We start from the raw sequence: 25,946 nt of genomic DNA on the forward strand, positions 1-25,946 counted from the left end.
ACAGTTAGCATCGCCCCACCGTATCGACGAGGTTTGTCCCCATGTTCCGTTCCTTTTTCCTGTCGCGCCGCTGGCTGCCGTGGTCTGTCCTGGGATCGTTCCTGATCCTGGCCGCGACCTGGTACCGGGTGCAGCTCGACGTGCAGATCAACGAGTGGTTCGGGACGTTCTACGACTTGCTGCAGAAGGCCTTGAGCAAGCCGGGCAGCATCACCGCCGCCGAATACTGGGGGCAGGCGGCAACGTTCCTCAGCATCGCGATGGTCTACATCACCCTGGCCGTGGTCGCCGAGTTCTTCGTCAAGCACTACGTCTTCCGCTGGCGCCAGGCGATGAATGACTACTACATGCAGTACTGGCCCAGGCTGCGCGACATCGAGGGCGCGGCCCAGCGCGTGCAGGAGGACACCATGCGGTTCGCCAGCATCGTCGAAGGGCTGGGCGTGGAACTGATGCGCAGCGTGATGACGCTGATCGCCTTCCTGCCCATCCTCTGGGTGCTGTCGGACAAGATCACCGAACTTCCCATCCTGGGCGCGATCCCGCACTCGCTGGTCTGGGTGTCGATCGGCTGGGCCTTGTTCGGCACGCTGCTGCTCGCGGTCACCGGCATCAAGCTGCCGGGACTGCAATTCCAGAACCAGCGGGTGGAGGCGGCCTACCGCAAGGAGCTGGTCTACGGCGAGGACGACCCCTCGCGCGCGTCGCCACCGGTGGCGCAGGCACTCTTCCAGACGGTGCGGGTCAACTACTTCCGCCTGTTCTTCCACTACCTGTATTTCGACGTGGTGAAGTGGTCCTACCTGCAGGCGAGCGTCATGGTCCCGCTGGTGGCGATGGGCCCGACGGTGGTCGCCGGCGTGATCACCTTGGGCGTCTACCAGCAGATCGCCCGTTCGTTCGACCGGGTGACGGATTCGTTCCAGTACCTGGTGGTCAGCTGGAGCACGATCGTGGAACTGCTGTCCATCCACAAGCGCTTGCGCGCGTTCGAGGAGCGCATCAACGATCCGTCGGCGCCTGGCTTGCCGCCAATTGACCCAGCGCCGCAGCAGTAGCGGCATCCGCCGGGAAGAACGTCTCCAGCGCCAGCTCCTGCAGCGTCACGTCGACCGGCGTGCCGAACACGGTGGTGGTGCTGATGAAACTCAGCACCGGCCCGGCGGCGCTGCGGAAGCGGAACGGCATGGCCACGCCGAGCAGTTCGCCGTCGAGATGCGTGTCCGCTCCCGGCGGCACGGGATAGGCGCGCAACTCCTCGTAGAGCGCGGCCAGCGTCGCGTCATTGGTGACGTGGATCTGCTGGCGCAGGCGCTCGAAAAGGTGGGTGCGCCACTGGGCGAGGTTCTCGATGCGCGATGCCAGGCCTTGTGGGTGCAGGCTCAGGCGCAGGACGTTCACCTGGCCTTGCAGCAGCGATGGGTCGACCGTCGCCAGCAGGTGCGGCACCATGGCGTTCATCGCGAGCAGGTTCCAATGGCGGTCCACCGCCAGCGCGGGATAGGGCTCGTGGCTTTTCAGGATCAATTGCACGGCTCCGCGAGCGGCCGAGAGCGCGGGGTCGTCGAGCGGCCGCTCCCGGTACATCGGCGCATACCCGGCCGACACCAGCAGCGAATTCCGTTCGCGCAGGGGCACCTCGAGCCGCTCGGCGAGGCGCAGCACCATCTCACGGCTCGGCACCGAGCGGCCGGTCTCGACGAAGCTCAGGTGGCGTGTCGAAATCTCGGCCTCGTGCGCCAGGTCCAACTGGCTCATGCGGCGGTGCTGGCGCCAGAAGCGCAGGTGCTCGCCGAACGGCTGGCGGGCATGGGCGGGAGCGGCGGCGATGCTGTTCATGGCCCGCATGGTAGTGCGGCGCGCGCGCACGGCCCATGACCTGGGAGGTCATGGACTGGCCGCCGGCGCCGGCGGAAAGTCGGGGCCATGTTCAACCAAGGAGCTGCCATGAATGTCTTCTCTTCCCCCCGATTCCTGCGCAACGTGCTGTGGGCCGATGCGGTCTCCTGCGCCGCCACGGGCGCGCTGCAACTCGCCGCCGCCGGCTGGCTGGCGCAGGTCCTGGGCTTGCCCGGCGAGCTGCTGCTGGCGAGCGGCGGGCTCCTGGTCGGCGTGGTGCTGCTCGCCAGCTGGCTCGCCACGCGCGAACCGGTGCCGCGCGCGCCGCTCTGGGTGCTGATCGCGGGCAACTGGCTCTGGGTGGCTGGCTGCCTCGGGCTGCTGTTCACCGGTGCCGCCACGACGACACTCGGTCAGGCCTACCTGGTGCTGCAGGCCGTGGCCGTGATCGTGCTGGCCGAGCTGGAATGGATGGGCCTGCGGCGCTACCCCGTCACCGGCTGGGCCTGACTTGGCTTGTGGTCCAGAGGGACTTTCTGTTCTTGTATGCTGCATAACTTTGGTTTCACAGCACCTCTAGAGAAAGTTCCATGACGCGCGTTTTCAACTTCAGCCCCGGCCCCGCGACCCTGCCCGAACCCGTGCTGCGCCAGGCGGCCGCCGAGATGCTCGACTGGCACGGCACCGGCATGTCCGTGATGGAGATGAGCCACCGTGGCAAGGAGTTCATCTCCATCCATGCGGAAGCGGAAGCCGACTTGCGCGAGCTGATGGGCATCCCCGCCAACTACAAGGTCCTGTTCATGCAGGGCGGCGCGATCGGCGAGAACGCCATCGTGCCGATGAACCTGATCGGCCGCGGCGGCAAGGCCGACTACGTGGTCACCGGGGACTGGTCCAAGAAGTCGCAGAAGGAGGCCAAGACCTTCGGCACCGTCAACGTCGCCGCCTCCGGCGAGGCCGGCAAGTTCACCAGCATTCCGAAGCAGTCCGAATGGAAGCTGGACCCCGAGGCGGCCTACGTGCACATCTGTTCCAACGAGACGATCGGTGGCGTGCAGTTCCACTGGACGCCCGAAACGGGCAATGTGCCGCTGGTGGCCGACATGTCCTCGGACATCCTGTCGCGCCCGATCGACGTCAGCAAGTACGGCCTGATCTACGCCGGTGCGCAGAAGAACATGGGGCCGTCGGGCCTCACCATCGTCATCGTGCGCGAAGACCTGATGGGCCATGCGCTGCCGATCACGCCCTCGGCCTTCAACTACCAGCTGCAGGCCGAGAACGACTCGATGTTCAACACGCCGCCCACGTACGCGATCTACATCGTGGGCCTGGTGCTGAAGCACTTCAAGGCGATGGGCGGCATGGCCGCGATCGAGGCGCACAACAAGGCCAAGGCCAAGGTGCTCTACGACTACCTGGACGCCAGCAGCTTCTACAAGAATCCGGTGAACCCGGCCGACCGTTCGCTGATGAACGTGCCCTTCAAGCTGAAAGACGACGCGCTGGACGAAGCCTTCCTGAAGGGTGCGCAGGCCAAGGGCATGATCCAGCTGAAGGGGCACCGCTCGGTGGGCGGCATGCGCGCCTCGATCTACAACGCGATGTCGATTGAAGGCGTGCAGGCCCTGGTGGCGTACATGAAGGAATTCGAGGCGAAGAATGGCTGACCGGCCGTTTCAAGTTCTGGTGCTGAACCAGATCGCGAAGAGCGGGCTCGACCGCCTGCCGGCCGGCGCATACATCACGGGCAAGGACATCGCCCAGCCCGACGCCGTGCTGGTGCGCTCCGCCGACATGCACGCGATGGAGATCCCGGCCTCCGTACAGGCCATCGGCCGCGCCGGTGCCGGCACCAACAACATTCCTGTCAAGGCGATGAGCGCCCGCGGCGTGCCCGTGTTCAACGCACCGGGCGCGAACGCCAATGCGGTGAAGGAACTGGTGCTGGCCGGCATGTTGATGGCGGCGCGCAACCTGGCGCCGGCGCAGCGTTTCGTGCAGGAGCTCGATGCGGCCCATCCCGACCTCGACAAGACGGTCGAGGACGGCAAGAAGAATTTCGCCGGCTTCGAACTGGCCGGCCAGACGCTGGGCGTCATCGGCCTCGGCAAGATCGGTTGCCTGGTGGCCGACGCGGCCATCAAGCTCGGCATGAACGTGATGGGCTATGACCCCGAGATCACGGTCGACGCCGCCTGGAGCCTGCCGGCGCAGGTGAAGAAGGCCACTTCGGTGGCGGACGTGCTGAAGAACTCGCTGTTCGTCAGCATCCACGTGCCGCTGCTGGAAGCGACGCGCAATCTCGTGGGCAGCGACAACATCCGCCTGATGAAGCCCGACGCCGTGCTGCTGAATTTCTCGCGCGAAGGCGTGGTGGACGACAAGGCCGTGGTGCAGGCGCTGGGCGCGCAGCAGCTGGGCTGGTACATCTGCGACTTCCCGAACCCGGCCATCCTCGGGAACCCGCGCGCGGTCGCGCTGCCGCACCTCGGCGCGTCGACCCGAGAAGCCGAGGAGAACTGCGCCGTGATGGTCGCCGACCAGCTGCGCGAATTCCTGGAGCACGGCAACGTCGCCAACGCGGTGAATTTCCCGCAGGTGAGCATGGGCCGCGAGTCGAACTGGCGCGTGGCCATCGCCAACGCCAACGTGCCCAACATGCTGGGCCAGATCTCGACCGCGATGGCGGACGCCGGGCTCAACATCCACAACATGGTCAACAAGTCGCGCGGCGACATGGCCTATACGCTGGTGGACGTGGACAGTCCGGTGGCGGATGGCGTTCTGGCGAAGCTACGAGCGATCGAGGGTGTCTTGGCGGTGCGCTACCTTCCGGCACAAAGCTGAATCCTGGGCGACCACAGCGGGCATGAAAGTCGCTGCACAATGGGACAAAGCAACAACAAGCGAGCAAGCCCGCATGTCCCACGCGTTCGCCAGCACCCTCAAGAAGTTCAAGGCCGGCGCCGGCCGCACCCTTCAGTTCCACTCCCTGCCGGCATTGGCCGAGCAGTTTCCCAAGGTCAAGCGCCTGCCCGTTTCGATGCGCATCGTGCTGGAATCGGTGCTGCGCAACTGTGACGGCAAGAAGGTCACGGAAGAGCACGTCCGGCAGGTTGCCAACTGGTTTCCGCAGGCCGACCGCAACGCGGAAATCCCATTCGTCGTGGCCCGGGTCGTGCTGCAGGACTTCACCGGCGTGCCGCTGTTGGCCGATCTGGCGGCCATGCGCAGCGCCGCGGCACGGTTGGGCAAGGATGTCGGCCGGATCGAGCCGCTGGTGCCGGTGGACCTGGTGGTGGACCATTCGATCATGGTCGACCACTACGGCACCAGGGACGCCATCGACCTCAACATGAAGCTCGAATTCCAGCGCAACCGTGAGCGCTACGAGTTCATGAAGTGGGGCATGCAGGCCTTCGACACCTTCAAGGTGGTGCCGCCCGGCTTCGGCATCGTCCACCAAGTGAACCTGGAGTACCTGGCTCGCGGCGTCCACACCGGCGCGGACGGCGTGTGCTACTTCGATTCCCTGGTGGGTACGGACAGCCACACCACGATGATCAACGGCATCGGCGTGGTCGGCTGGGGCGTGGGGGGCATCGAAGGCGAGGCCGCCATGCTGGGACAGCCGGTCTACTTCCTCACGCCCGACGTGGTGGGCTTCGAGCTCACCGGCAAGCTGCGCGAAGGCTGCACGGCCACCGACCTGGTCCTGACCGTCACGGAGATCCTCCGCAAGCACAAGGTGGTGGGCAAGTTCGTCGAGTTCTTCGGCGAGGGCACGCGCAGCCTGACGGTCCCGGACCGCGCGACCATCGCCAACATGGCGCCGGAGTACGGCGCCACCATGGGCTTCTTCCCGGTGGACGAGAAGACGATCGATTATTTCGAGGGCACGGGCCGCAGCAAGGAAGAGATCAAGACCTTCGAGGCCTACTTCAGGGCGCAGGGCATGTTCGGCGTGCCCATGCCGGGCGAGATCGACTATTCCGCGACGGTGAAACTCGACCTGGGCGCCGTCACGCCCAGCCTGGCGGGGCCGAAGCGGCCGCAGGACCGCATCGAGCTCGGCAAGGTCGCGGGAACCTTCAAGTCGCTGTTCTCCCAGCCGATCGCCGAGAACGGCTTCAACCAGCCGCCCGAGCTGCTGTTGACGCGCCACCTCGTGCAGCGCACCGGCACGGAACCCGACCGCATTCCGGACAACCCGCCAGCGCCGCTCGCGGCACCGCGCTTCGAAATGGAGATGGAGGCCAACAAGCCGACCCTGCCATCGGCGGTAACGCTGGCCCCGCCGCCGAAGATCGAAACGGGCGACATCACCATCGGCAATGGCGACGTGCTGATCGCCGCCATCACGAGCTGCACCAACACGTCGAACCCCGGCGTGCTGCTGGCCGCCGGACTGCTGGCGAAGAAGGCGGTCGAGAAGGGCTTGCGCGTCAAGCCGCACATCAAGACTTCGCTGGCGCCCGGTTCGCGCATCGTCACGGAGTACCTCACGCAGGCCGGCCTGATGCCCTACCTGGAGCAACTCGGCTTCGCGCTCGCCGGTTACGGCTGCACCACCTGCATCGGCAACGCCGGCGACCTGACGCCGCAGATCAACGAGGCCATCTCCAAGGGCGACCTGGTGTGTGCCGCGGTGCTTTCGGGCAACCGCAACTTCGAGGCGCGGATCCACCCGAACCTGAAGGCGAACTTCCTGGCCAGCCCGCCGCTCGTGGTGGCCTACGCGATCGCCGGGACCATGCTGACCGATCTCATGACCGAGCCGCTGGGCAAGGGCACGGACGGCAAGGACGTCTGGCTCGGCGACGTCTGGCCCACCAGCGACGAGATCCACAAGCTGATGAAGTTCGCGATGAACGGCAAGGCCTTCCACGCCAACTACGGCAAGGTCCAGTCCGACCCGGGCCCGCTGTGGGAGCGCATCCAGGGCGGTACGGGCGACATCTACGGCTGGCCGAAGAGCACCTACATCGCTGAGCCCCCGTTCTTCGAGGGCTTCGCGCTCGCGCCGCCCGAGGCACGCGATGCGGAAGCGGTGAGCGTGCGCGGCGCCCGCATCATGGCGCTGTTCGGCGACTCGATCACCACCGACCACATCTCGCCGGCCGGCTCCATCAAGGCGAGTTCACCGGCCGGCCAGTGGCTGCAGGCGCACGGCGTCACCAAGCTGGACTTCAACAGCTACGGCGCCCGGCGCGGCAACCACGAAGTGATGATGCGCGGCACGTTCGCCAACGTGCGCATCAAGAACCTGATGATCCCGGCCGGCCCGGACGGCTCGCGCGAAGAGGGCGGAGTGACCATCTACCGCGCGGAGGACGGCACGTCGGAGAAGATGTTCATCTACGACGCCGCGATGCGGTACGTGGCCCAGGGCCGCCCGACGGTCATCTTCGCCGGCGAGGAATACGGCACGGGTTCATCGCGTGACTGGGCTGCCAAGGGCACGCAGCTGCTGGGCATCAAGGCCGTGGTGGCGCGCAGTTTCGAGCGCATCCACCGCAGCAACCTGGTGGGCATGGGGGTGTTGCCGCTGCAGTTCCAGGGCAGCGCGACCTGGCAGTCGCTGCGCCTGAACGGCGAGGAGACGATCGACATCGTGCCCGATCCGGCGCTGCGTCCGCAGAGCGATGCGCTGCTGATCGTCACCCGCAAGGACGGCACGCGGGAAGAGCTGCCTTTGACGCTGCGCATCGACACGCCGATCGAGGTGGATTACTACCTGCACGGCGGCATCCTTCCCTTCGTGTTGCGGCAGCTGCTCTCCTAGACCCCTGGCTCGGGCTCGTCTTCGGCCAGTGCAGCGAGCAGGTCGATGACCGCCTGGGCCAGCGGCGAATGGCTGCGGCCCTGCAGCGAGACGATGCCCCAGTCGGAATAGGCGGGACCGAAGTCGGAGACCTCGAGCACGTTCATCTGGCCGGTGGACAATTCCGTGGCGAGGATGCCCTCATTGCCGATCATGGCGGTGTCCGTGGCCAGCGCCACACGCCGCAGGACGTGCGTGTCGTCGCACTCCACCACCACCGGCAGGCTGTCGCCGTCCGGCAGGCCCATCGCCCGGGCCAGCGCGGCGCGGATCGCCGCCGGGATGCGGCTGCAGACGATGCCGAAGGGCGCCAGGTCCGCCAACCGGATCTCCGCTTGCCGCAACAGGGGATGCCCGGCACGGACATAGAAGCGGCCGCGTTTGCGGCCGACGCTCCGGATGTGGAAGATGCCGTCCCGCGGCACTTCACGCGTGTCGCCGACGAAGAAGTCATGCTGCTCGCGGCGCACGCCTTCGAGGAGCTGGACCGGGTTGTCGACCTGGGCGCAGACCGAGACGGCCGGAAAGCGGCGGTGCACCTGCGTCAGCAGCTCCGGGAGGATGGAGGCCGCCACGAAGGGGCCCACGCCCATCGACAAGCCGCCGACCATGCCCTCGCGGAACAGTGCCACGTCACGCTCCATCCGCCGGCTTTCCTGCAGCACCCGCCGCGCGCGCTCGATCACGAAGGCACCCGAGGGCGTGCACTTCAGCTCCACGCCACCGCCCCGCCCGAACAGTTTCATGCCGAGCTCGGCCTCGGCCGCCTGGATGCTGCGGCTGAACGCGGGCTGGCTGAGGTGAACCGCTTCCGCTGCCCGCACGAAGCTGCCTGCGTCGGCCAAGGCCACCAGATGCTGCATCCGTTTGAAGTCCATAGTACTCAGTCAATGCATTCGGTGCATTGATGTTACACAAACAATGCATTGGACGCATTTGTTTAAAACCTAAACAATCACGCCGTGAATATTTCACTGACCACTTCCGTGCGCCAAGCTCCCGTCGACCGCATCATGATCGCCAGCCTGAGCCGCCTTCCCGGCTCGGTGGTGGAGCAACTGCTCGCCCTGCGCCCCGCGATCCGCCAGTTCAATGAAGGCGTGGGCCTGCGTAGCGCACTGCTGTACAACGCCGGCTGGTTCGTGCAGTGGCACGAAGGCACGCCCGAAGCGGTGGACAAGGGCTGGCGCATGTCGGAGGCCAACGCCGGCCACGGCAACACGCGCGTCATCCACCGCAGCATCGGCGTCCCGACGCTCACCGAAACGCTCAACATTGCCACCCTGCACGGCAAGGACAAGCCGACGGACATGGCCCGCCGCCTGTACCAGGTGGAGAGCGAGCGCCTGCTGGGCATCGGCGAGGAGCCGGCCCAGGTCTGGCGCTGGCTGAGCGCGCCGGCGCAGGCGCGGCCGCAGGACGAAGTCGCTGCGCTGGCCCGGCAGGACGTGCTGGCGCTGACGTCGGAGGACACGGAGTCGATGGACCTGATCAAGGCCATCGCCGACCGCGCGCGCGTGCCGGTGACCTACCAGCGTTTCGCCAACGGCGATCTCCGCAGCCGGGACGCCGGCGCCGCGTATGCGGACCTGCCGTGCGACGGCTACACGACGCGCGTGCAGGCGCTGTCGCGCCGCGCGCTCGGCAACAGCCTCGTGCGCCTTTCGTTGCAGCAGATGCAGCGCATCGTGCTGCTGCTGGGCGCGCGGGCCCGCTCGGCCGAAAACCTGCTGGAAGCGGTGTCCGCGTTGATCGCCGCATCGCCCACCCCGCCGCAAGTGCACCTGCTCGGCGCTTCGCCGGAGGTCTGCCGCTGGGCCGCCCAGCACCTGGCCGCGGTGCCGGGGCTGCGCCTGGCGCAGATGGACACCGGCCTGCGCCTCGGCGCGCAGGTCGACGCGGTGCTCGGCCTGATCGCCGGCGCCGAACAGGACTCGGCGTTCCCGGAGAACGCGACCTGAACCGAATCCCTTTTTCCTTTCACCTGGATCCGACCATGAACATTCGCCAATGCGTGCTGGCGCTCGCCTGCGCCGCCGCCCTCTCCACGCCCCTGTCCGGCTTCGCCATGGTGTTCGCCGTGAACGAAGGCGCCACGTACCGCGTGACCGACACCGAGATCCAGAGCAAGTACAAGCAGGTCGCGGACGACCTGGGCAAGCTGCTCGGCCAGAAGGTCACGGTGGTGCCCGTGTCCGACTACAAGGCCATCGCCGAAGGCCTGGCGGCCGGCCGCTTCGACCTCGCCTACATCCACCCCACCCACGTGGCCCTGCACGGGCTGGCCGTGGATGGCTACCAGCTGGTTGCGCTGACGAAGGGCTTCACCGAGTACCGCGCGCATTTCCTGGTGCGCGCCGATTCCCCGGCGAAGAACCTGGCGGACCTGAAAGGCAAGAAGCTCGGCACGCCGTCGCCCGACTCGATCACTTCGGTCCTCACCCGCAGTTCCGTGCGTGAAGCCGTTCCCGGCGCTGCAGATGCCATGGCCTACGTGCCGAGCCGTTATCAGGACGCGATCCCGTTCATGGTGGAGCACGGCCTCGTGGACGCCGGCGTGACCGGATCCGAAAGCGTCGCCAAGGCCTGGACACAAAGCGGCGGTCGCGTCGCGTTCACCAGCAAGGCCGTGCCGGTGAAGCTGATGATGGCTTCGAAGAACGTGCCTGCCGACAGCGTCGCGGCGATGCAGAACTACTTCGTCTCGCTGGAGCACAGCGAAAAAGGCCGCCGCACCCTGGAGCAGATCGACAAGAAGGGCTTCGTGCCGTTCGATGCGAACGCGCTCACGGCGGTCAACCGCTGGATCGCGACCGGCCTCAAGTAGAGCCGGCTTGCTTGGGCACAATCGGCGGAGATGAGCCCGCCGTTGTCCCTGCAGATCCTCATCGCCGGTGGCGGCATCGGCGGCCTTGGCGCGGCCCTGGCCGCATGCCGGGCCGGCTGGGCCGCCTGCCTGTTCGAGCAGGCGGAGGCCTTCAGCGAGACGGGCGCCGGCATCCAGTTGGGCCCGAATGCCGGCCGGGTTCTCCAAGGCTGGGGACTCGCCGATGCGCTCGACCGGGTGGCGAGCCGGCCGGCGCGCATCCGCGTTCGCTCCGGTGTCGATGGCGCGGAACTCGCGGCGTTGCCGCTGGACGATTTTGCGTCCCGCTATGGCGCACCGTACCGCACGGTCCATCGCGCGGACCTGCATGGCGTGTTGCTGGGGGCGGCACAGGCCGAAGGCGCTGCGCTGAATCCGGCGACGCGCATCGAGCGCGTGGAGACCGCGGGCGACGTCGTGCGGCTGCATTGCAGCGCGGGCCCGCTGCGGGAAGGCGATGCGCTCGCGGGTGCGGACGGCCTCTGGAGCACCGTCCGCGCGGCGGTCCACCCGGACGCCGCGCCACGCTTCACCGGCGACCTGGCTTTTCGCGCACTGGCCTTGCAGCAGGACTTGGCGCAGCCTCTGCGCTCGGACGAAGTCTGCGTCTGGCTCGCGCCCCAACTGCACGTGGTCGCCTATCCGCTACGCGGCCAGCACTGGTTGAACGTGGTCGTGGTCGCTGCGGGTGCCAAGCCGCAGGCCCTGGCCGGCTGGGACCACGAGGCGGATGCCACCGCGATGCGATCAGCCGTCGCGGGTGCCTGCGCTCCCCTGCGCGCGTTGCTGGACGCGATGCCGGCCTGGCGCATGTGGCCCGTGCACGAAACCGCACCGCTGCACGGCGCTGACGGAATGGCCAGTGGCCGCATCGCGCTGCTCGGCGATGCCGCGCATCCCATGCGTCCTTACCTCGCGCAAGGCGCCGGCATGGCGCTGGAGGATGCGGCGGAGCTCGGACGCATGCTGGCGATGGCGCGGGACGCCGGCCTGCCCGTGGAAACGGCCTTGCGCCGCTACGCGCTGCATCGCTGGGAGCGCTGCGCGAAGGTGCAGGCGCGCTCGCAGCGCAACGGCGTGATCTTCCATGCGAGCGGGCCGTTGCGGGTGGCCCGCGACGCGGCGATGCGGGTCGCCGGGGGGCGGCTGCTCGACAACCCCTGGCTCTATCGCGGCTAGCGCTATGGCCCGTCATTCCCGCGAAGGCGGGAATCCAGGGCGTTCAAGAGAAAGACGGAAGCTCTGGGTCCCCGCCTGCGCGGGGACGACGATCTCTGCGTACCAGCGGCTAGAGATCGGTGCGCAGCTTCCAGATCTCCGGAAACAGCACGACATCCAGCATCTTGCGCAGGTAGCTCACGCCGCCGGTTCCACCCGTTCCGCGCTTGAAGCCGATGACGCGTTCCACCGTCGTCACGTGACGGAAGCGCCAGAGCCGGAAAGCGTCCTCGAGGTCGATCAGTTCCTCGCCGAGCTGGTACAGATCCCAGTGCTTCTCCGGCTGGCGGTAGACCACCAGCCAGCCTTGTTCCACCGCGTCGCTGGCTTCGTAGGGCTGGGTCCAGTCGCGGGCCGTGTGGCTGGCGGGCATGGGCAGGCCGCGCCGCGCGAGCAGCCGCAAGGCTTCGTCGTAGAGCGACGGCGCTTCGTAGGCGGCCCGGACCGCGGCCAGCCGTTCGGCGCTGTGCTCGTGCGGCTTGAGCATCGCGGCGTTCTTGTTGCCGAGGCGGAACTCGATCGAGCGGTACTGCCAGCTCTGGAAGCCGCTCGAACTGGCGAGGTACGGGCGGATCGCGCTGTATTCCGGTGGCGTCATCGTCGCCAGCACGTCCCAGGCGTGCACCAGCTGTTCCATGATCCGCGAGACCCGCGCGAGCATCTTGAAGGCGGGCTGCAGCTCGTCGCTGGCCACGTGCGCGATGGCGGCGGACAGCTCGTGCAGCATCAGCTTCATCCAGAGCTCGCTGGTCTGGTGCTGGATGATGAATAGCATCTCGTTGTGGTCGGGCGAGAGCGGTTTCTGGGCCTGCAGGATCGCATCGAGCTGCAGGTAGTCGCCGTAGCTCATGGACTGGCTGAAGTCCAGCTTGGCCTTTTCCTCGTGCACGATGTCGTGCGGTTTCTTGGGTTCGCTCATGTGACCGCCTGCGCTGCGCTGAATTCGGGGCGGCGCCATTCTTCGGACGCCAGCACCGCGGCCAGGTGCTCGACGGCATGCCACACGTCCTCGTAGCCGATGTAGAGCGGGGTGAAGCCGAAGCGCAGGATGTCCGGCGGCCCGGCGCGGAAGTCGCCAATGACGCCGCGCGCGATGAGCGCCTGCATGATCGCGTAGGCCCCTTCCTGCCGCGTGAACCCCACCTGCGAGCCACGCCGGTGGTGTTCTCGCGGGGTCACGAGCGCGAGGCCGTGCCCAGCGCAACGCTCTTCCGCGAGCAGGATGAAGAGGTCGGTCAGGGCCAGCGACTTGTGGCGCAGCGCCGCCATCCCGCCGAACGGTTCGGCGGCCGCTACCGTGTCGAGGCCGCATTCCAGTGCCGTCATGCTCAGGATCGGCTGCGTGCCGCACAGGTAACGTGCGATCCCGGCGGCGGGGCGGTAGTCGGATGTGAACTGGAATGGCGCAGCATGCGACCACCAGCCGGCCAGTGGCTGCCAGAAGCGGTCGGCATGGCGCGGATGGACCCAGGCGAAGGCCGGCGCGCCGGGGCCGCCGTTCAGGTACTTGTAGCCGCAGCCGATGGCGAAGTCGGCATTGGCGGCCGTGAGGTCCACGAGGACGGCGCCCGCGCTGTGCGCCAGGTCCCAGACCGTGAGCGCCCCGGCCGCATGCGCCTGCGCGGTGACGGCCGCCATGTCATGCATCGCGCCGGTGCGGTAGTTGACGTGGGTCAGCATCAGCACGGCGCTGTCGCCGTTCAATGCGGAAGGGATCTCCTCGGCTTCGACCAGGCGCAGCGCGAAGCCGCGCTCGCGGCAGAGCGCCTCGGCGATGTAGAGGTCGGTCGGGAAGTTGGTGCGTTCGCTGATGACGACCCGGCGGCTGGGGGCGTCCGCGGCCATGATGGTCAACGCGGCGCTCAGCACCTTGAACAGGTTGACCGAGGTGCTGTCGGTCGCCACCACTTCACCCGCGCCCGCGCCGATGAAGGCCGCGATGCGATCGCCCAGGCGCCGCGGCAGCTCGTACCAGCCGGCGGTGTTCCAGGAGCGGATCAGCCCCTGCCCCCATTCCTCGGCCACAGCGCGCGCGATGCGCTCCGGCGCGGCCTTCGGCAGCGGGCCGAGTGAATTGCCGTCGAGATAGATCACGCCTTCGGGCAGCGCGAACTGGTCGCGCAAGGAGCGCAGCGGGTCTTGCGCGTCGCGCGCGCGGCATTCTTGCAAGGTGGTCATGGCAGGCTGCGCAGGATGGCGCGCACCGGGGAGGCGTCGGCCGTCATCAGTTTCAGGGGGAGGGCGATCAGCTCGTAGTCGCCTTCGGGCACGTCGTCGAGCACGAGGTTCTCCAGCACGCGCAGACCGCGCTGGCGGATCACCTGGTGGCTGTCCAGCGTCTTGCTTTCGGCGGGGTCGATGCTGGCGGTGTCGATGCCGACGAGCTGCACGCCCGCATCCGCCAGGCGCGCGATGGTCTCGGGTGCGAACGCGGCCAGCGCAGGATCCCATCGGTCGACCGGCATGTGCTGGTAGGTGCGCACCAGCACGCGCGGCGGCAGCCCGGTGGCGGCGTGGGCGATGTGCTCCCACTGCACCAGCGGATGCACGCCGATCGCGTGGATCACGCGGCAGGGGCCGAGGTAGGGGGTGAGGTCCAGCTGACCGATGGTTTGCCCGGCGGGGTCATAGTGAAGCGGGGCGTCGGCATGCGCGCCGACGTGCGGCGACAGCGTCAGCGTGCTGACGTTGACCGGGCAGCCGGGGCCGATCGAAGCGGCCCAGGCCTGCCGGTAGGCCGTGTCGCCCGGAAAGACCGGCGAGCCCGCCGCCACGGGCGGTGAAATGTCCCAGATGCGCTGCATGCGGCGGAGTTTGCGCCGCGCGCAAAACGCGTGGTGTCGGTTAATGCCAACAGGCCAGGAAAAATGTTCAGGCCTCAACGATCGGCTGGTTTCCCGGCATCCCCCGGATGGGGGAACGGCGCGTCAACCTTGTGGTGGCGCGGGGCGTTGCGGAATCACTGTATTTCAATACAGTCACCATCCACAGGAGGAAATCATGGAACTGCAGATCGCACGCCAGATTCTCGACACGCTGGCGCAAGGCATCCACCCCGTCACCGGCGAGGCGATGCCGGAAGACAGCCCCTACAACGCGCCGCCGGTCATCCGGGCCCTGCACACCGTCGCGCGGGCGCTGGAGGGCGGCGCGGCCGCCCCGGTCCCCGCCCCGGCCAAGACCACTCGCGCGGCGCCGGCCAATGCGGGCAAGGCCTGGTCGGCGGAAGACGATGCGGTGCTGGAAACCGGTTTCGACGCCGGTACCGACCTGAAGCAGCTGGCCGAGACGCTGGCGCGCACACGCTTCGGCGTCGAACAGCGCCTCATCAAGCTGGGCAAGATGCCGTCGCCGGCGGGCGGCGGCCGCTTCGGCAACGGCGCCGCGCACGCGAGCTGACGAAAATCAGTCGACGCGCCCTAGCAGAAGGAACTCCATGAGCGCCTTCTGCGCGTGCAGGCGGTTCTCGGCCTCGTCCCACACCACCGATTGCGGGCCGTCGATGACGTCGGCCTCCACTTCCTCACCGCGGTGCGCGGGCAGGCAGTGCATGAAGAGCGCGTCGGGCTTGGCCACGCGCATCATCTCGGTGTCCACGCACCAGTCGGCGAAGGCCTTGCGACGCTCTTCGTTCTCGGCCTCGAAGCCCATGCTGGTCCAGACGTCCGTGGTCACGAGGTCGGCGCCGCGGCAGGCTTCCATCGGGTCCTTGAACACGCGGTAGCTGTCGTTGCTGCGGATGCCGGCGACCGCCTGGTCCACCTCGTAGCCGCTGGGCGTGCTCACGTGCACCGTGAAGCCCAGCAGCTCCGCCGCCTGCAGCCAGGTGTTGGCCATGTTGTTGCCGTCGCCGACCCAGGCGACGACGCGGCCCGACATCGAACCGCGGTGCTCGATGTAGGTGAAGATGTCCGCCAGGATCTGGCAGGGGTGGAACTCGTTCGTGAGCCCGTTGATCACCGGCACGCGCGAATGCTCGGCGAACTTCTCGATCTTGTCCTGGCCGTAGGTGCGGATCATCACCAGGTCGACCATGCGGCTGATCACCTTGGCGCTGTCCTCGATCGGCTCGGCGCGCCCGAGCTGGCTGTCACCGGTGGTCAGGTGCACCACCGAGCCGCCCATCTGGTACATCCCGGCCTCGAAACTCACGCGCGTGCGGGTCGAGGCCTTTTCGAAGATCATCGCCAGCGTGCGGTCCGCGAGCGGGTGGTACTTCTCGTAGTTCTTGAACTTCTTCTTGATGACGGCGGCGCGCTGCAGCACCCAGGAGAGCTCCTCGGCGCTCAGGTCGCTGAATTGCAGGAAATGGCGGATCGGTTTCGTCATCGTCATCACGAGGACAGGAAGTCGCGCACCAGCGGCGCGAGGATGCCGACCACTTCGCTGGCCTCAGCCTCGGTCATGATCAGCGGCGGCAGCAGGCGCACGACGTTGTCGGCGGTCACGCTGATCAGCAGGCCGGCATCCGCCGCGCGCTGCGTCAGCACGCCGCAGGGCTTGGCGAGTTCCATGCCGATCATCAGGCCCTGGCCGCGGATTTCCACGACGCCTTTGAGGCCGCCGAGTTCGCGCGCCAATGCACCCTTCAGGTGGGCGCCGACACGCGATGCGTTGTCCAGCAGCCCATCCTCTTCCATGATGCGCAGCGTCTCCACGCCGGCCCGCATGGCCAGCGGATTGCCGCCGAAGGTGGTGCCATGGTTGCCTGGCTGGAAGATGTGGGCGGCCTTGGGGCCGGCGACCACGGCGGCGATCGGCACGCCCGAGCCCAGGCCCTTGGCCAGCGGCATCACGTCCGGCACGATGCCGGCCCACTGGTGCGCGAACCACTTGCCGGTGCGGCCCATGCCGCACTGCACCTCGTCGATCATCAACAGCCAGTTCTTCATGTCGCACAGCTCGCGCACCTTCTGCAGGTAGTCGGCCCGCATCGGGTTGATGCCGCCTTCGCCCTGGATGGTCTCGAAGAACACGGCCACCACGTTCTTGTTGCCGTCCGTCGCGGCGCGCAGCGCGTCGATGTCGTTCAGCGGCACGCGGATGAAGCCTTCGACCAGCGGGCCGAATCCCTTCTGCACCTTGTCGTTGCCGGTGGCCGAGAGCGTGGCGATGCTGCGGCCATGGAAGGCCTTCTCGTAGACGACGATCTCCGGGCGCTCGATGCCGCGGTCGTGGCCGAACTTGCGGGCCAGCTTGATGGCCGCCTCGTTGGCCTCGAGTCCGGTGGAGCCGAAGAACACGTTGGTCATGCCGGACAACTCCACCAGCTTGGCCGCCAGCTTCTCCTGGTTGGGCACGTGGTAGTAGTTGCAGCTGTGGATGATCTTGGCCACCTGGTCCTGCAGCGCAGGCACCAGTTTGGGGTGGTTGTGCCCCAGTGTGTTCACGGCGATGCCGGCCAGCGCGTCGAGGTAGCGCTTGCCGTTCACGTCCCAGACGTGCACGCCCTGACCGTGCGACAGGGCGATCGGCAGCCGCCCGTAGGTGTTCATGGTGTGGGGCGAGGACGCCTCGAGGTGTGCCATCACTGCAATCCTTGTCACGCAAAAGAAAGCGGCTCAACGAAAGCGGGGTCCCCACAAGCTTCGCTTCGTGGGTTGCCGGTGTGAGCCGTTGGAACGCGATTTTAGGCACACGCCTCGTGTGCCTTGGTTGAGAATTCCGCATCACAGCAATGCTTGGGCCGCGCAGCCTGGCGAGGCCGCCGTTGCCCGGAAGATTAGAATACTTGTGCGGCGCAGCATGGCCGCCCCGCACCAGCCCATGGCCTCCAGCAACCCCAAAGAAGTGTTCATCCAGGGCATCACCCAGGATGGCCGTGCCTTCCGTCCGAGCGACTGGGCGGAGCGGTTGGCCGGGGTCATGAGCCCTTTCCGCCCGGGAGGTGCCCAGCCTGGCAGCCACCTCAGCTATTCGCCATGGTGCGTCCCGACGGTGATCGATGGCGTCAAATGCGTGATCGCCAATCGCGACCTGCGCGATCACGATCCCATGGCCTGGGACTTCGTCATCAACTTCGCCAAGGACAACAACCTGCATGTGAGTGAAGGTTCGTTCGTCCCTCCGCCAAAGCAGGAAAAGTAGTCCGGCAAAAGCAAAAAAGCCGTCGTGAGACGGCTTTTTTGCTTTTGCTGGCAGCGCACCCGTTTCAAACGGCGCAAGCGCGGGGCTTGCGGGCTGGGCTTGACCGGTGGAGGGTCAGGCGGTGGCGGTCGCCAGGGCTTTCACCTTGGCGGCCAGGCGGCTCTTGTCGCGAGCGGCCTTGTTCTTGTGGAAGATCTGCTTGTCGGCGACCGTGTCCACGATGGATTGGGCCTTGGCGAAGAGTTCGGTCGCCTTGGCCTTGTCACCGGCGGCGACGGCCTTCTCGACGTTCTTCACCGCGGTGCGGTATTTGGAGCGCAGGGAGGTGTTGGCTGCATTCAGCTTCACATCCTGGCGAGCGCGTTTGCGGCCCGACGCCAGGCGCGGGTTCTTTTTCTTGGGTTTTCCAGAGGCCATAAAATTTAATCCTAGGTGTTCGAGGATGTTGCCAGCAAAGCCCGCGATTATAACCCTGGACGCGAGCAGGCGCTTACACTGGCGCCGGTGAGCCTTTTCAAAGCCGCTAGTACCGTCTCCCTGCTGACCCTGGCCTCCCGCGTGACCGGGCTGGTGCGCGACCTCCTCATGGCGGCCGCCTTCGGCGCCACCGCCATGACGGACGCCTTCAACGTCGCCTTCCGGATTCCCAACCTGTTCCGCCGGCTGTTCGGCGAGGGCGCCTTCAGCCAGGCCTTCGTCCCCGCCCTGGCCCACAGCCGGGAGCAGGATGGCGAGGAGGCCACCAAACGCATGATCGACAGCGTGGCGACGATTCTCGCCTGGACGCTGTTGTTCACCTGTGCGCTCGGCGTGGTCGGGGCGCCGGTGCTGGTCTGGATGCTGGCGAGCGGCTTCCAGAAAGACCCCCGGGGCTTCGAGGCGGCCGTGCTGATGACCCGCTGGATGTTCCCCTACATCGGCTTCATGTCGATGGTGGCGCTCGCCGCCGGCATCCTCAACACCTGGAAGCAGTTCGCCGTGCCGGCGGTGACGCCGGTGCTGTTGAACGTCTGCATGATCCTGGCCGCCTGGCTGGGTGCGCCCTGGTTCGCGTCGCTGGGGATCGAGCCGATCTACGCGATGGCGGGCGGGGTCATGGCCGGCGGCTTGCTGCAACTGCTGGTGCAGATCCCCGCGTTGCGGCGGCTGGGCCTGCTGCCGCGGATCGCGCTGGGCTGGGCCGGCATCCGGGCCGCCTGGCAAGACCCGGCCATGCGCAGCGTCGCCAGGACGATGGCGCCCGCGCTGCTGGGCGTCGGCGTCGCGCAGATCTCCTTGCTCATCAACACCCAGATTGCCTCCTGGCTGGCGCCCGGCAGCGTGACGTGGCTGGGCTACGCCGATCGGCTGATGGAGTTCCCGACCGCGATGCTGGGCGTGGCCCTGGGAGTGGTGCTGATGCCGCAGCTGGCCTCGGCGCGCGCGAGCAACGATCCAGAGCGCTATTCCGCGATGCTGGACTGGGGCCTGCGGCTGGTCGTGCTGCTGGCCGTGCCCAGCGCCGCCGCCTTGCTGCTGTTCGCCCAGCCGCTGGTCGCCACCTTGTTCCACTACGGCGCGTTCAAGGACAGCGATGTCGCGCAAGTCTCGCTCGCACTCGGCGGCTATGGCGTGGGCTTGCTGGGGCTCGTGGCCATCAAGGTCCTGGCGCCCGGCTTCTACGCGAGCCGTGACATGCGCACGCCGGTGCGCATCGCGATCGTGGTGCTCGTCATCACGCAACTGTTGAACATCGCGCTGGTGCCGTTCTTCCTGGCGCGGGGCTCGGGCCACGCCGGCCTCGCCCTGTCCATCGGCATGGGCGCCCTGATCAACGCCGGCTGGTTGCTGGTGGGCCTGATTCGCGCGGGCATCTTCAAGCCCTCGCCGGGCTGGGGCATGTTCACCCTGCAGGTCTTCGCCGCGACCGCGCTGCTGGCGGTGTTCCTCATGTGGGGAGCCAACGAATTCCCCTGGCTCGCATGGCGCAGCGACGCCTGGAAGCGCGCCGGTGCGATGGCGGCGATGCTGGCGGCATCGGGCGTCATCTACTTCGTGGCTCTCTGGGCCGCGGGGCTGAAGCTGCGGCAGTTTGTCACGCGTTGATGAAGTTGCGGCACCGGAGCTTGACGGGGCCCAGCCCGTCCATTACAAAGAATGGCATGTCGCTGCAATTCACGGCACCCACCCCGCTGGAGTACTTCAAGACCCTGGTGCAGAGCGACGAACACTTCCCGTTGCTCGAGGCCGCGGCCAGCCTGGCACAGGACGAATACCCCGACCTGGACCTGCAGATCGTGCTGGGCGACGTCGACCAGCTGCTCGCGCGGCTGAAGCGCCGCATCCCGGCTGACGCCGCGGCGCTGCAGCGCCTGCGCAGCCTGAACCAGTTCTTCTTCCGCGACCTGAGCTTCGGCGGCAACGTCAACGACTACTGCGACCCCGACAACAGCTACCTGAACGTCGTGCTGCGCACCCGCCGCGGCATCCAGATCTCGCTGGCGGTGCTGTGGATCGAGCTGGCGCAGGGCATCGGCCTGCATGCGCGCGGCGTGTGCTTCCCGGGCCATTTCATGGTCAAGGTCAACCTGCCCAAGGGCCAGGTGGTGATCGACCCGTTCACCGGGCAGTCGCTCTCGCGCGAGGAACTGTCGGAGCGCCTCGAACCGTACAAGCGCCGCAGCGGCCTGGTCGATGAATTCGAAGTGCCGCTGGGCCTCTACCTGCAGGCGGCCCCGCCGCGCGACATCCTGGCGCGCATGCTGCGCAACCTGAAGGAGATCCATCGCGCCCAGGAAGACTGGGTGCGGCTGATCGCCGTGCAGAACCGGCTGCTGGTGTTGTTGCCGGATGCCTGGGCCGAATACCGCGACCGCGGTCTTGCCCATGCGGAGCAGGGCCACCCGGCGCAGGCCGTGGACGACCTGGAAACCTACCTGGTGCACGCCCAGGACGCCCTGGACATCGACGCCATCGCCGACCGCGTGGCCGACCTGCGCCGCGCGAAGCACTAAAGCCCGGTCGAGATCAGGTTTTCAGCAGCTGCTGATGCTGCTGGACTTCGCCGGCCTGCGTGCGCGGGGTGATGACCGGCGCGGACCGTTGCACCGCCGCATGCAAGGGACGGCCGCCCGAGAGCACCGAAGCCAGACGGCTGCCCTGGGCCAGCGTGTGCTGCGCCGCCTTCAATTGCGGTGCCAGCGAGCCGCCCAGCGGGCCCACCGGGTTGCGGCGCAGCGCCGGTTCGGCGGCTGCCTGCGGTTGCAGCACGGGGCGGATCCAGTCCAGGATCGCTTCCCATTGCGCGAGGTCCTTCTTCGCCTCGTCCGCGGGCAGGTCGAACAGAGTGAGCCCGCGTTCGAGGTTGCGCACGTAACCTTGCGTCTCACGGATCACGCCGATCAGCGGCAGGCCCTGGCCTTCCGCCCAGGCCCGCAGCGAGGCCGCGGCGTTGGTGCGGCCATCGACCCGCATGCCGACCGCCGCCACCTTGCAGCGGCCGCTGGCCACGCGGGGCAGGGACTGCATTTCGGCCAGGCAGGCGGTCGCGGCTTCACGGTCGAACACCGAAGGGCAGACCGGGATCACGACGGCATCGGCGAACATCACCACCCGGGCCAGTTCGAACCCGTGCAGCCCGCCGGGCGTGTCCAGCACCACGTGCGTGATGCCGGTCGGCACGCGCAGCACGTTCTTCTGGTCCAGGGTCCACGGCGCGATGGTGGGCAGGCCGGCGTCGCGGCGCTTCAGCCAGCCGCGGCTGGACTGCTGGCGGTCGATGTCGCCCAGCATCACGGCATGGCCCTGGCGCGCGCACCACGCGGCCACGTGGGCCGCGAAGGTGCTCTTGCCGCTCCCGCCTTTGCGGTTGACGACGGCGATCACTGGCATGGTGTCTCCTCGCTCTTGTCCGAAGTGTCCGGCAAATCCCGGCCCCGGTCCAGTCCCCACCGGAATTTGTCGCTAGAAGTTTTGTAGCAGCGCAACGCACGGCGGACTTCCTTCCGGGACCCGGGCGCCACCTGGCCTGCGCCGGCCGGGGCCCATTTCCAGGCCTTTCGGCCGACGCCCGTAGAATTTGCGCCATCTCCAGGGCCGCCCGCCCGGCCCCTTCTCCCCCACGGAATGCAATTCACCCCCACCCAGAAACGAGCCGCCGCCTGGGCCTCCATCGCCGCGCTGGTGGTGCTCGCCCTGTGGCTGCTGGGGCCCGTCCTCACGCCGTTCATCGTCGCCGGCGTGCTGGCGTACGCGCTCACGCCCGTGGTCGACCGGCTCGACGCGGCCTGGGGCGGCCGCGTGCCGCGTGTGCTGGCCGTGGTGCTGGTGGAGCTGGCCTTCCTGCTGGCGCTGATCTGCCTGCTGCTGCTGGTGGTGCCGGTGGTCGCCAAGGAAATCCCGCTGATGCGCCAGCAATTGCCTTCGCTGTTCGAACGCCTGCACAACACGCTCACCCCGTGGCTGCAGCAGTACGGCATCCAGGTCTCGCTGGACCTCGCCAGCCTGAAGGAGCAGATGCTGGAGTACATGAATGCCAACTGGGGCGACGGCCTGGCCTCGCTCTGGCCATCGCTGAAGCTGGGGGGCAGCGTCGCCCTGGCGCTGCTTGGCAACGCGGTGCTGATCCCGGTCGCCCTGTTCTACCTGCTGATGGACTGGAAGCCTTTCGTCGCGCGGGCGCTCGAACTCGTGCCCCCGCGGGCCCGCCCCAGCGTGGACGCCTTCACCGGCGAGGCCGACCAGGTGCTGGGCCAGTACCTGCGCGGCCAGTTGCTGGTGATGCTGACGATGGCGGTGTTCTACAGCGTGGGCCTGGCGCTGTTCGGGCTGGACCTGGCGCTGCCGATCGGCGCCTTCACCGGTCTGGCCATGTTCGTGCCTTACGTGGGCTTCGGCCTGGGCCTGATCCTGGCGGTCGTCGCCGGCCTGCTGCAGTTCGCTTCGATCAAGGCGCTGGTGATGGTGGGGGTGGTCTACGGGCTCGGGCAGGTCTTCGAAAGCCTGTACCTGACGCCACGGCTGGTGGGCGAACGCATCGGGCTGCATCCGCTGGCCGTCATCTTCGCGTTGCTGGCCTTCGGCCAGCTGCTCGGCTTCGTTGGGGTGCTGGTGGCCCTTCCGGCAAGCGCAGTGCTGCTGGTCGCCATCCGGCGCATGCGCGCGAGCTACCTCGCGAGCAAGCTGTACCACGCATGAAGCAGCTGGCGCTGGACATCGGCCTGGCTGGCCCGCCGACGCTGGAGAGCTATTTCCCCGGCATCAACGAGCCGGCCTGGCGCCATCTGCAGCTCTGGGCCGGCAGCCCGACCCGCTCGCCAGTCCCCACCTACCTGTGGGGTGGCCCGGGCAGCGGCAAGACGCACCTGCTGCAGGCCGTCCAGCAGGAGCTGCGCGGGCAGGGCGCCAGCACCGGCTGGCTGGACGCCTCGCTGCTGGAGCCCCCGGAGTTCAACGAGCACTGGGCGGTGGTCCTGCTGGATGACGTCCATCTCTACACCGCGGTGCAGCAGCATGCGGCCTTCACCTGGTTCGTGCAGGCGCAAGCGCTGCAGCGCGGCGTGCTCGCCGCCGGCGCCCTGCCGCCGGCCGACCTGCAGCTGCGCGAGGATCTGCGCACGCGCCTGGGCTGGGGCCACGTGTTCCAGTTGCAGACCATGAGCGAGCCGGAGCGGCGCGCCGTGCTGCGGCAGGCCGCGGACGCCCGCGGCGTGTTCCTCAGCGACGAGGTGATGGACTTCATCCTCACCCGTTTCTCGCGCGACCTGGGCAGCCTGATGCAGTTGCTGCAGCACCTGGACGCCTACGCGCTTCAGACGCAGCGGGCGATCACGATCCCGATGGTGAAGTCGATGCTGGAGGATGAATGAGCTTACGGCCCAAGGTCACGCTGTTCGACCTCGACCACACCCTGCTGCCAATCGACTCCGACCATTCCTGGGGCGAGTTCACGCAGCAGATCGGCTGGACCGATCCGGTGGAGTTCAAGCGCCGCAATGACACTTTCTACGCGCACTACATCGCGGGCACCCTGGACGTGCACGACTACGTGCGCTTCGCGGTGGAGGCCATCCGGGTGCGCGACCAGGCGCAGTACGAGGAGGCGCATGCCCGCTTCATGCGGGAGTGGATCCTCCCCGCGCTGCGCGAACCGGCGACGGCCCTGGTGCGCCAGCACCAGCAGGCCGGCGACACGGTGGCCATCGTCACGGCCACCAACGAATTCGTCACGCGGCCGATCGCCCAGGCCTTCGGCGTGGCGGAGCTGATCGCGGTCGAACTCGAGCGCGGCGCCGACGGCTGGATCACGGGCGAGATCGCCGGCGTCCCCTCCATGCGCGGCGGCAAGGTCGTGCGCACCCAGCAATGGCTGGCCGCGCGCGGCTGGGACTGGCTGGACGTCGAGACCACCTTCTATTCCGATTCGACCAACGACCTGCCCCTGCTGGAGCAGGTCGACCACCCGGTCGCCACCAACCCCGACCCGCGCCTGCGCACGCTGGCGCTGGAGCGGGGCTGGCGCATACTCGACCTGTTCCCCAAGACATGATCAAGAAATTCATCGACAGACTGCTCGGCAACTCGCCCAAACCGAAATTCGGCAAGCGCAAGGAGGTCGGGCCCGAGGAGCACGGGATCGACCCGGCCCTGGCGGACGAGCGCGCCCTCAACGTGGTGCATACGCTCAAGGAGGCGGGGTACGAGGCGTACATCGTGGGTGGCGCCGTGCGCGACCTGCTGGTGGGCCTGCGGCCGAAGGACTTCGACGTGGCCACCAATGCCACGCCGGAGCAGGTGAAGGGCCTGTTCCGCCGCGCCTTCATCATCGGCCGGCGCTTTCGCATCGTCCACGTGGTGTACGGCCGCGGCCGCGAGCACGAGGTGATCGAGGTCTCCACCTTCCGCGCCTACCTCGACAGCGCAGCGGCTGAAGCCGTCAGCGGCAACGAACGCACGAGCAAGAGCGAACTCGCCGGCATGAAGCACGCGGTGGACGCGTCGGGCCGGGTGCTGCGCGACAACGTGTGGGGCCCGCAGGAGGAAGACGCCGCGCGCCGCGACTTCACCATCAACGCCATGTACTACGACCCGGAACGCCGGATCGTGGTCGACTACCACGGCGGCATCGCCGACGCCAAGAAGCGCCTGATCCGCATGATCGGCGACCCGGCGGCCCGTTACCGCGAAGACCCGGTGCGCGTCATCCGCGCGGTGCGCTTCATGGCGAAGCTGGCACCCCTGGGCTTCAAGCTCGAACCCAAGACACAGGCACCGCTGGTGCCGAGCATGGCGCTGCTGGCGGACGTCCCGCAAAGCCGCCTGTTCGACGAGATGCTCAAGCTGCTGCAGACCGGGCACTCGCTGGCGACGGTCGAGCAATTGCAGGCGCTGGGCATGGCACGCGGCATCTATCCGCTGCTGGACCTGATCGTGGAGCGCGCGGCCGACCCGTTCGTGCGGGCCGCCCTGCAGGACACCGACCGCCGCGTCAGCGAAAGCAAGCCGGTCGCGCCGAGCTTCCTGCTGGCCTGCGTGCTGTGGTCCGACGTGCGCGACGGCTGGGCGCAGCGGCTCGCCCGCAAGCAGCATTCCTTCCCCGCCTTGCAGGACGCCATCGACGACTGCTTCAACGCGCGCATCGGCGACGTGTCGGGCCGCGGCAAGCTGGGCGCCGACATGCGCGAGATCTGGATGATGCAGCCGCGCTTCGAGAAGCGCGTCGGCAGCACGCCGTTCAGCCTGGTGGAGCAGCCGCGCTTCCGCGCCGCCTTCGACTTCATGCGCCTGCGTGCCGACGCCGGCGAGGTGGACGTGGTGCTGGCCGATTGGTGGCAGGAGTTCAGCCAGGCCAGCGACGCCGTGCGCGAAGATCTGGTGGACCAGCTGCGTGACGAGCAGCAGAAGAACCAGCGGCGCGTGCGCACGGTGCGGCCGCCGCTGCCGGCGTCCTCCGAGGCGGAAGACGTGAACGACGCGCGACCACCCGCCGCCGGCCCCGCCCCCGCGTCACGACCGGACGACGACCGCGAACCCACCGGCGGCGACGCGCCACGCAAGCGCCGCCGGCGCCGGCGCAAGCCGGGCGGCGGCCAGGGCGGCGCGGATGCGGGTGCCGGCTCCGAACCCTGA

The 25,946-nt window shown here is 67.9% G+C and carries 25 protein-coding genes; 16 read left to right on the plus strand and 9 right to left on the minus strand.

Translation table 11 applies throughout. The features are described 5' to 3' along the window. The first annotated feature begins 41 nt into the window (after positions 1-41). Positions 42-1,058, plus strand: a complete 1,017-nt coding sequence (gene sbmA, locus FN976_RS18940; protein ID WP_145894626.1) for a peptide antibiotic transporter SbmA — start codon at positions 42-44, stop codon at positions 1,056-1,058. On the opposite strand, the gene FN976_RS18945 is transcribed toward sbmA, so the two are convergent. Next, a complete protein-coding gene (locus tag FN976_RS18945; RefSeq protein ID WP_145894627.1) occupies positions 1,003-1,839 on the minus strand; it encodes a helix-turn-helix domain-containing protein in 837 nt (278 codons plus the stop codon). The two genes, sbmA and FN976_RS18945, sit on opposite strands and share 56 nt — an antisense overlap. Positions 1,840-1,947: 108 nt before the next feature. Here FN976_RS18945 and FN976_RS18950 point away from each other — a divergent pair, with 108 nt between their 5' ends. From FN976_RS18950 to FN976_RS18965, 4 genes are all read left to right on the plus strand, one after another. Continuing rightward, complete coding sequence (locus FN976_RS18950; protein ID WP_145894628.1) at positions 1,948-2,349, plus strand: hypothetical protein; 402 nt, start codon at positions 1,948-1,950, stop codon at positions 2,347-2,349. An 80-nt stretch (positions 2,350-2,429) separates the two neighbouring features. After that, on the plus strand, positions 2,430-3,512 hold the full coding sequence (serC, locus tag FN976_RS18955) for a 3-phosphoserine/phosphohydroxythreonine transaminase (protein WP_145894629.1): 1,083 nt from the start codon (positions 2,430-2,432) through the stop codon (positions 3,510-3,512). Beyond that, on the plus strand, positions 3,505-4,692 hold the full coding sequence (locus tag FN976_RS18960; RefSeq protein WP_145894630.1) for a phosphoglycerate dehydrogenase: 1,188 nt from the start codon (positions 3,505-3,507) through the stop codon (positions 4,690-4,692). The genes serC and FN976_RS18960 overlap by 8 nt, the downstream gene beginning before the upstream one ends. A gap of 73 nt (positions 4,693-4,765) precedes the next feature. After that, complete coding sequence (locus FN976_RS18965) at positions 4,766-7,630, plus strand: aconitate hydratase (protein ID WP_186510997.1); 2,865 nt, start codon at positions 4,766-4,768, stop codon at positions 7,628-7,630. Here FN976_RS18965 and FN976_RS18970 read toward each other — a convergent pair. Then, complete coding sequence (locus FN976_RS18970; RefSeq protein ID WP_145894632.1) at positions 7,627-8,547, minus strand: LysR family transcriptional regulator; 921 nt, start codon at positions 8,545-8,547, stop codon at positions 7,627-7,629. The genes FN976_RS18965 and FN976_RS18970 overlap by 4 nt on opposite strands. A gap of 84 nt (positions 8,548-8,631) precedes the next feature. On the opposite strand from FN976_RS18970, the gene FN976_RS18975 reads away from it, so the two are divergent. Genes FN976_RS18975 through FN976_RS18985 form a run of 3 tightly spaced genes read left to right on the plus strand, consistent with a single transcriptional unit; the run spans position 8,632 to position 11,714 of the window. Beyond that, positions 8,632-9,630 (plus strand): BLUF domain-containing protein, encoded by a 999-nt coding sequence (locus FN976_RS18975; RefSeq protein ID WP_145894633.1) that lies wholly within the window; start codon positions 8,632-8,634, stop codon positions 9,628-9,630. A gap of 35 nt (positions 9,631-9,665) precedes the next feature. Then, complete coding sequence (locus FN976_RS18980) at positions 9,666-10,496, plus strand: phosphate/phosphite/phosphonate ABC transporter substrate-binding protein (protein WP_145894634.1); 831 nt, start codon at positions 9,666-9,668, stop codon at positions 10,494-10,496. Between the two features lie 42 nt (positions 10,497-10,538). Then, positions 10,539-11,714: an FAD-dependent monooxygenase gene (locus tag FN976_RS18985; RefSeq protein WP_145894805.1), complete on the plus strand. Its 1,176-nt coding sequence runs from the start codon at positions 10,539-10,541 to the stop codon at positions 11,712-11,714. Between the two features lie 109 nt (positions 11,715-11,823). On the opposite strand, the gene kynA is transcribed toward FN976_RS18985, so the two are convergent. Genes kynA through kynB form a run of 3 tightly spaced genes read right to left on the minus strand, consistent with a single transcriptional unit; the run spans position 11,824 to position 14,557 of the window. After that, complete coding sequence (gene kynA / locus FN976_RS18990) at positions 11,824-12,672, minus strand: tryptophan 2,3-dioxygenase (RefSeq protein WP_186510998.1); 849 nt, start codon at positions 12,670-12,672, stop codon at positions 11,824-11,826. Next, positions 12,669-13,931, minus strand: a complete 1,263-nt coding sequence (kynU, locus tag FN976_RS18995) for a kynureninase (RefSeq protein WP_145894636.1) — start codon at positions 13,929-13,931, stop codon at positions 12,669-12,671. The genes kynA and kynU overlap by 4 nt, the downstream gene beginning before the upstream one ends. Next, the gene (gene kynB, locus FN976_RS19000) at positions 13,928-14,557 is read right to left on the minus strand and encodes an arylformamidase (protein WP_145894637.1); all 630 of its coding nucleotides are present in this window, start codon (positions 14,555-14,557) and stop codon (positions 13,928-13,930) included. The genes kynU and kynB overlap by 4 nt, the downstream gene beginning before the upstream one ends. Positions 14,558-14,753: 196 nt before the next feature. Here kynB and FN976_RS19005 point away from each other — a divergent pair, with 196 nt between their 5' ends. Then, positions 14,754-15,152, plus strand: a complete 399-nt coding sequence (locus tag FN976_RS19005; protein ID WP_145894638.1) for a hypothetical protein — start codon at positions 14,754-14,756, stop codon at positions 15,150-15,152. A 6-nt stretch (positions 15,153-15,158) separates the two neighbouring features. Here the strand turns inward: FN976_RS19005 and argF are convergent, their stop codons facing one another. Continuing rightward, positions 15,159-16,088, minus strand: a complete 930-nt coding sequence (argF, locus tag FN976_RS19010) for an ornithine carbamoyltransferase (RefSeq protein ID WP_145894639.1) — start codon at positions 16,086-16,088, stop codon at positions 15,159-15,161. Further along, positions 16,088-17,281, minus strand: a complete 1,194-nt coding sequence (locus FN976_RS19015) for an aspartate aminotransferase family protein (protein ID WP_432417876.1) — start codon at positions 17,279-17,281, stop codon at positions 16,088-16,090. Before FN976_RS19015 ends, argF begins: the two co-directional genes overlap by 1 nt. A gap of 238 nt (positions 17,282-17,519) precedes the next feature. On the opposite strand from FN976_RS19015, the gene FN976_RS19020 reads away from it, so the two are divergent. Further along, the gene (locus tag FN976_RS19020) at positions 17,520-17,840 is read left to right on the plus strand and encodes a DUF3579 domain-containing protein (protein WP_145894806.1); all 321 of its coding nucleotides are present in this window, start codon (positions 17,520-17,522) and stop codon (positions 17,838-17,840) included. A gap of 114 nt (positions 17,841-17,954) precedes the next feature. On the opposite strand, the gene rpsT is transcribed toward FN976_RS19020, so the two are convergent. After that, entirely contained in the window at positions 17,955-18,257 is a 303-nt protein-coding gene (gene rpsT / locus FN976_RS19025) for a 30S ribosomal protein S20 (RefSeq protein WP_145894641.1), read from the minus strand. Between the two features lie 87 nt (positions 18,258-18,344). Between rpsT and murJ the strand changes: the two genes are divergently transcribed. Next, positions 18,345-19,925: a murein biosynthesis integral membrane protein MurJ gene (gene murJ / locus FN976_RS19030; RefSeq protein ID WP_145894642.1), complete on the plus strand. Its 1,581-nt coding sequence runs from the start codon at positions 18,345-18,347 to the stop codon at positions 19,923-19,925. A 56-nt stretch (positions 19,926-19,981) separates the two neighbouring features. After that, positions 19,982-20,833: a SirB1 family protein gene (locus FN976_RS19035; RefSeq protein WP_145894643.1), complete on the plus strand. Its 852-nt coding sequence runs from the start codon at positions 19,982-19,984 to the stop codon at positions 20,831-20,833. 13 nt (positions 20,834-20,846) lie between these two features. On the opposite strand, the gene FN976_RS19040 is transcribed toward FN976_RS19035, so the two are convergent. Further along, positions 20,847-21,710 carry a ParA family protein gene (locus FN976_RS19040; protein ID WP_145894644.1) on the minus strand — a complete coding sequence of 288 codons (864 nt, stop codon included), beginning with the start codon at positions 21,708-21,710 and terminating at the stop codon, positions 20,847-20,849. A gap of 234 nt (positions 21,711-21,944) precedes the next feature. Here FN976_RS19040 and FN976_RS19045 point away from each other — a divergent pair, with 234 nt between their 5' ends. The 4 genes from FN976_RS19045 to pcnB are packed head-to-tail and all read left to right on the plus strand — an operon-like array spanning position 21,945 to position 25,946. After that, positions 21,945-23,015, plus strand: a complete 1,071-nt coding sequence (locus FN976_RS19045; protein WP_145894645.1) for an AI-2E family transporter — start codon at positions 21,945-21,947, stop codon at positions 23,013-23,015. Beyond that, positions 23,012-23,686, plus strand: coding sequence for a DnaA regulatory inactivator Hda (gene hda, locus FN976_RS19050; RefSeq protein WP_145894646.1), 675 nt, complete (start codon positions 23,012-23,014; stop codon positions 23,684-23,686). The genes FN976_RS19045 and hda overlap by 4 nt, the downstream gene beginning before the upstream one ends. Further along, the gene (locus tag FN976_RS19055; protein WP_145894647.1) at positions 23,683-24,366 is read left to right on the plus strand and encodes a histidinol-phosphatase; all 684 of its coding nucleotides are present in this window, start codon (positions 23,683-23,685) and stop codon (positions 24,364-24,366) included. Before hda ends, FN976_RS19055 begins: the two co-directional genes overlap by 4 nt. Continuing rightward, a complete protein-coding gene (pcnB, locus tag FN976_RS19060; protein WP_145894648.1) occupies positions 24,363-25,946 on the plus strand; it encodes a polynucleotide adenylyltransferase PcnB in 1,584 nt (527 codons plus the stop codon). The genes FN976_RS19055 and pcnB overlap by 4 nt, the downstream gene beginning before the upstream one ends.

It is taken from the genome of Caenimonas sedimenti (assembly GCF_007833165.1).
GTDB classification, from domain to species: domain Bacteria; phylum Pseudomonadota; class Gammaproteobacteria; order Burkholderiales; family Burkholderiaceae_C; genus Ramlibacter; species Ramlibacter sedimenti.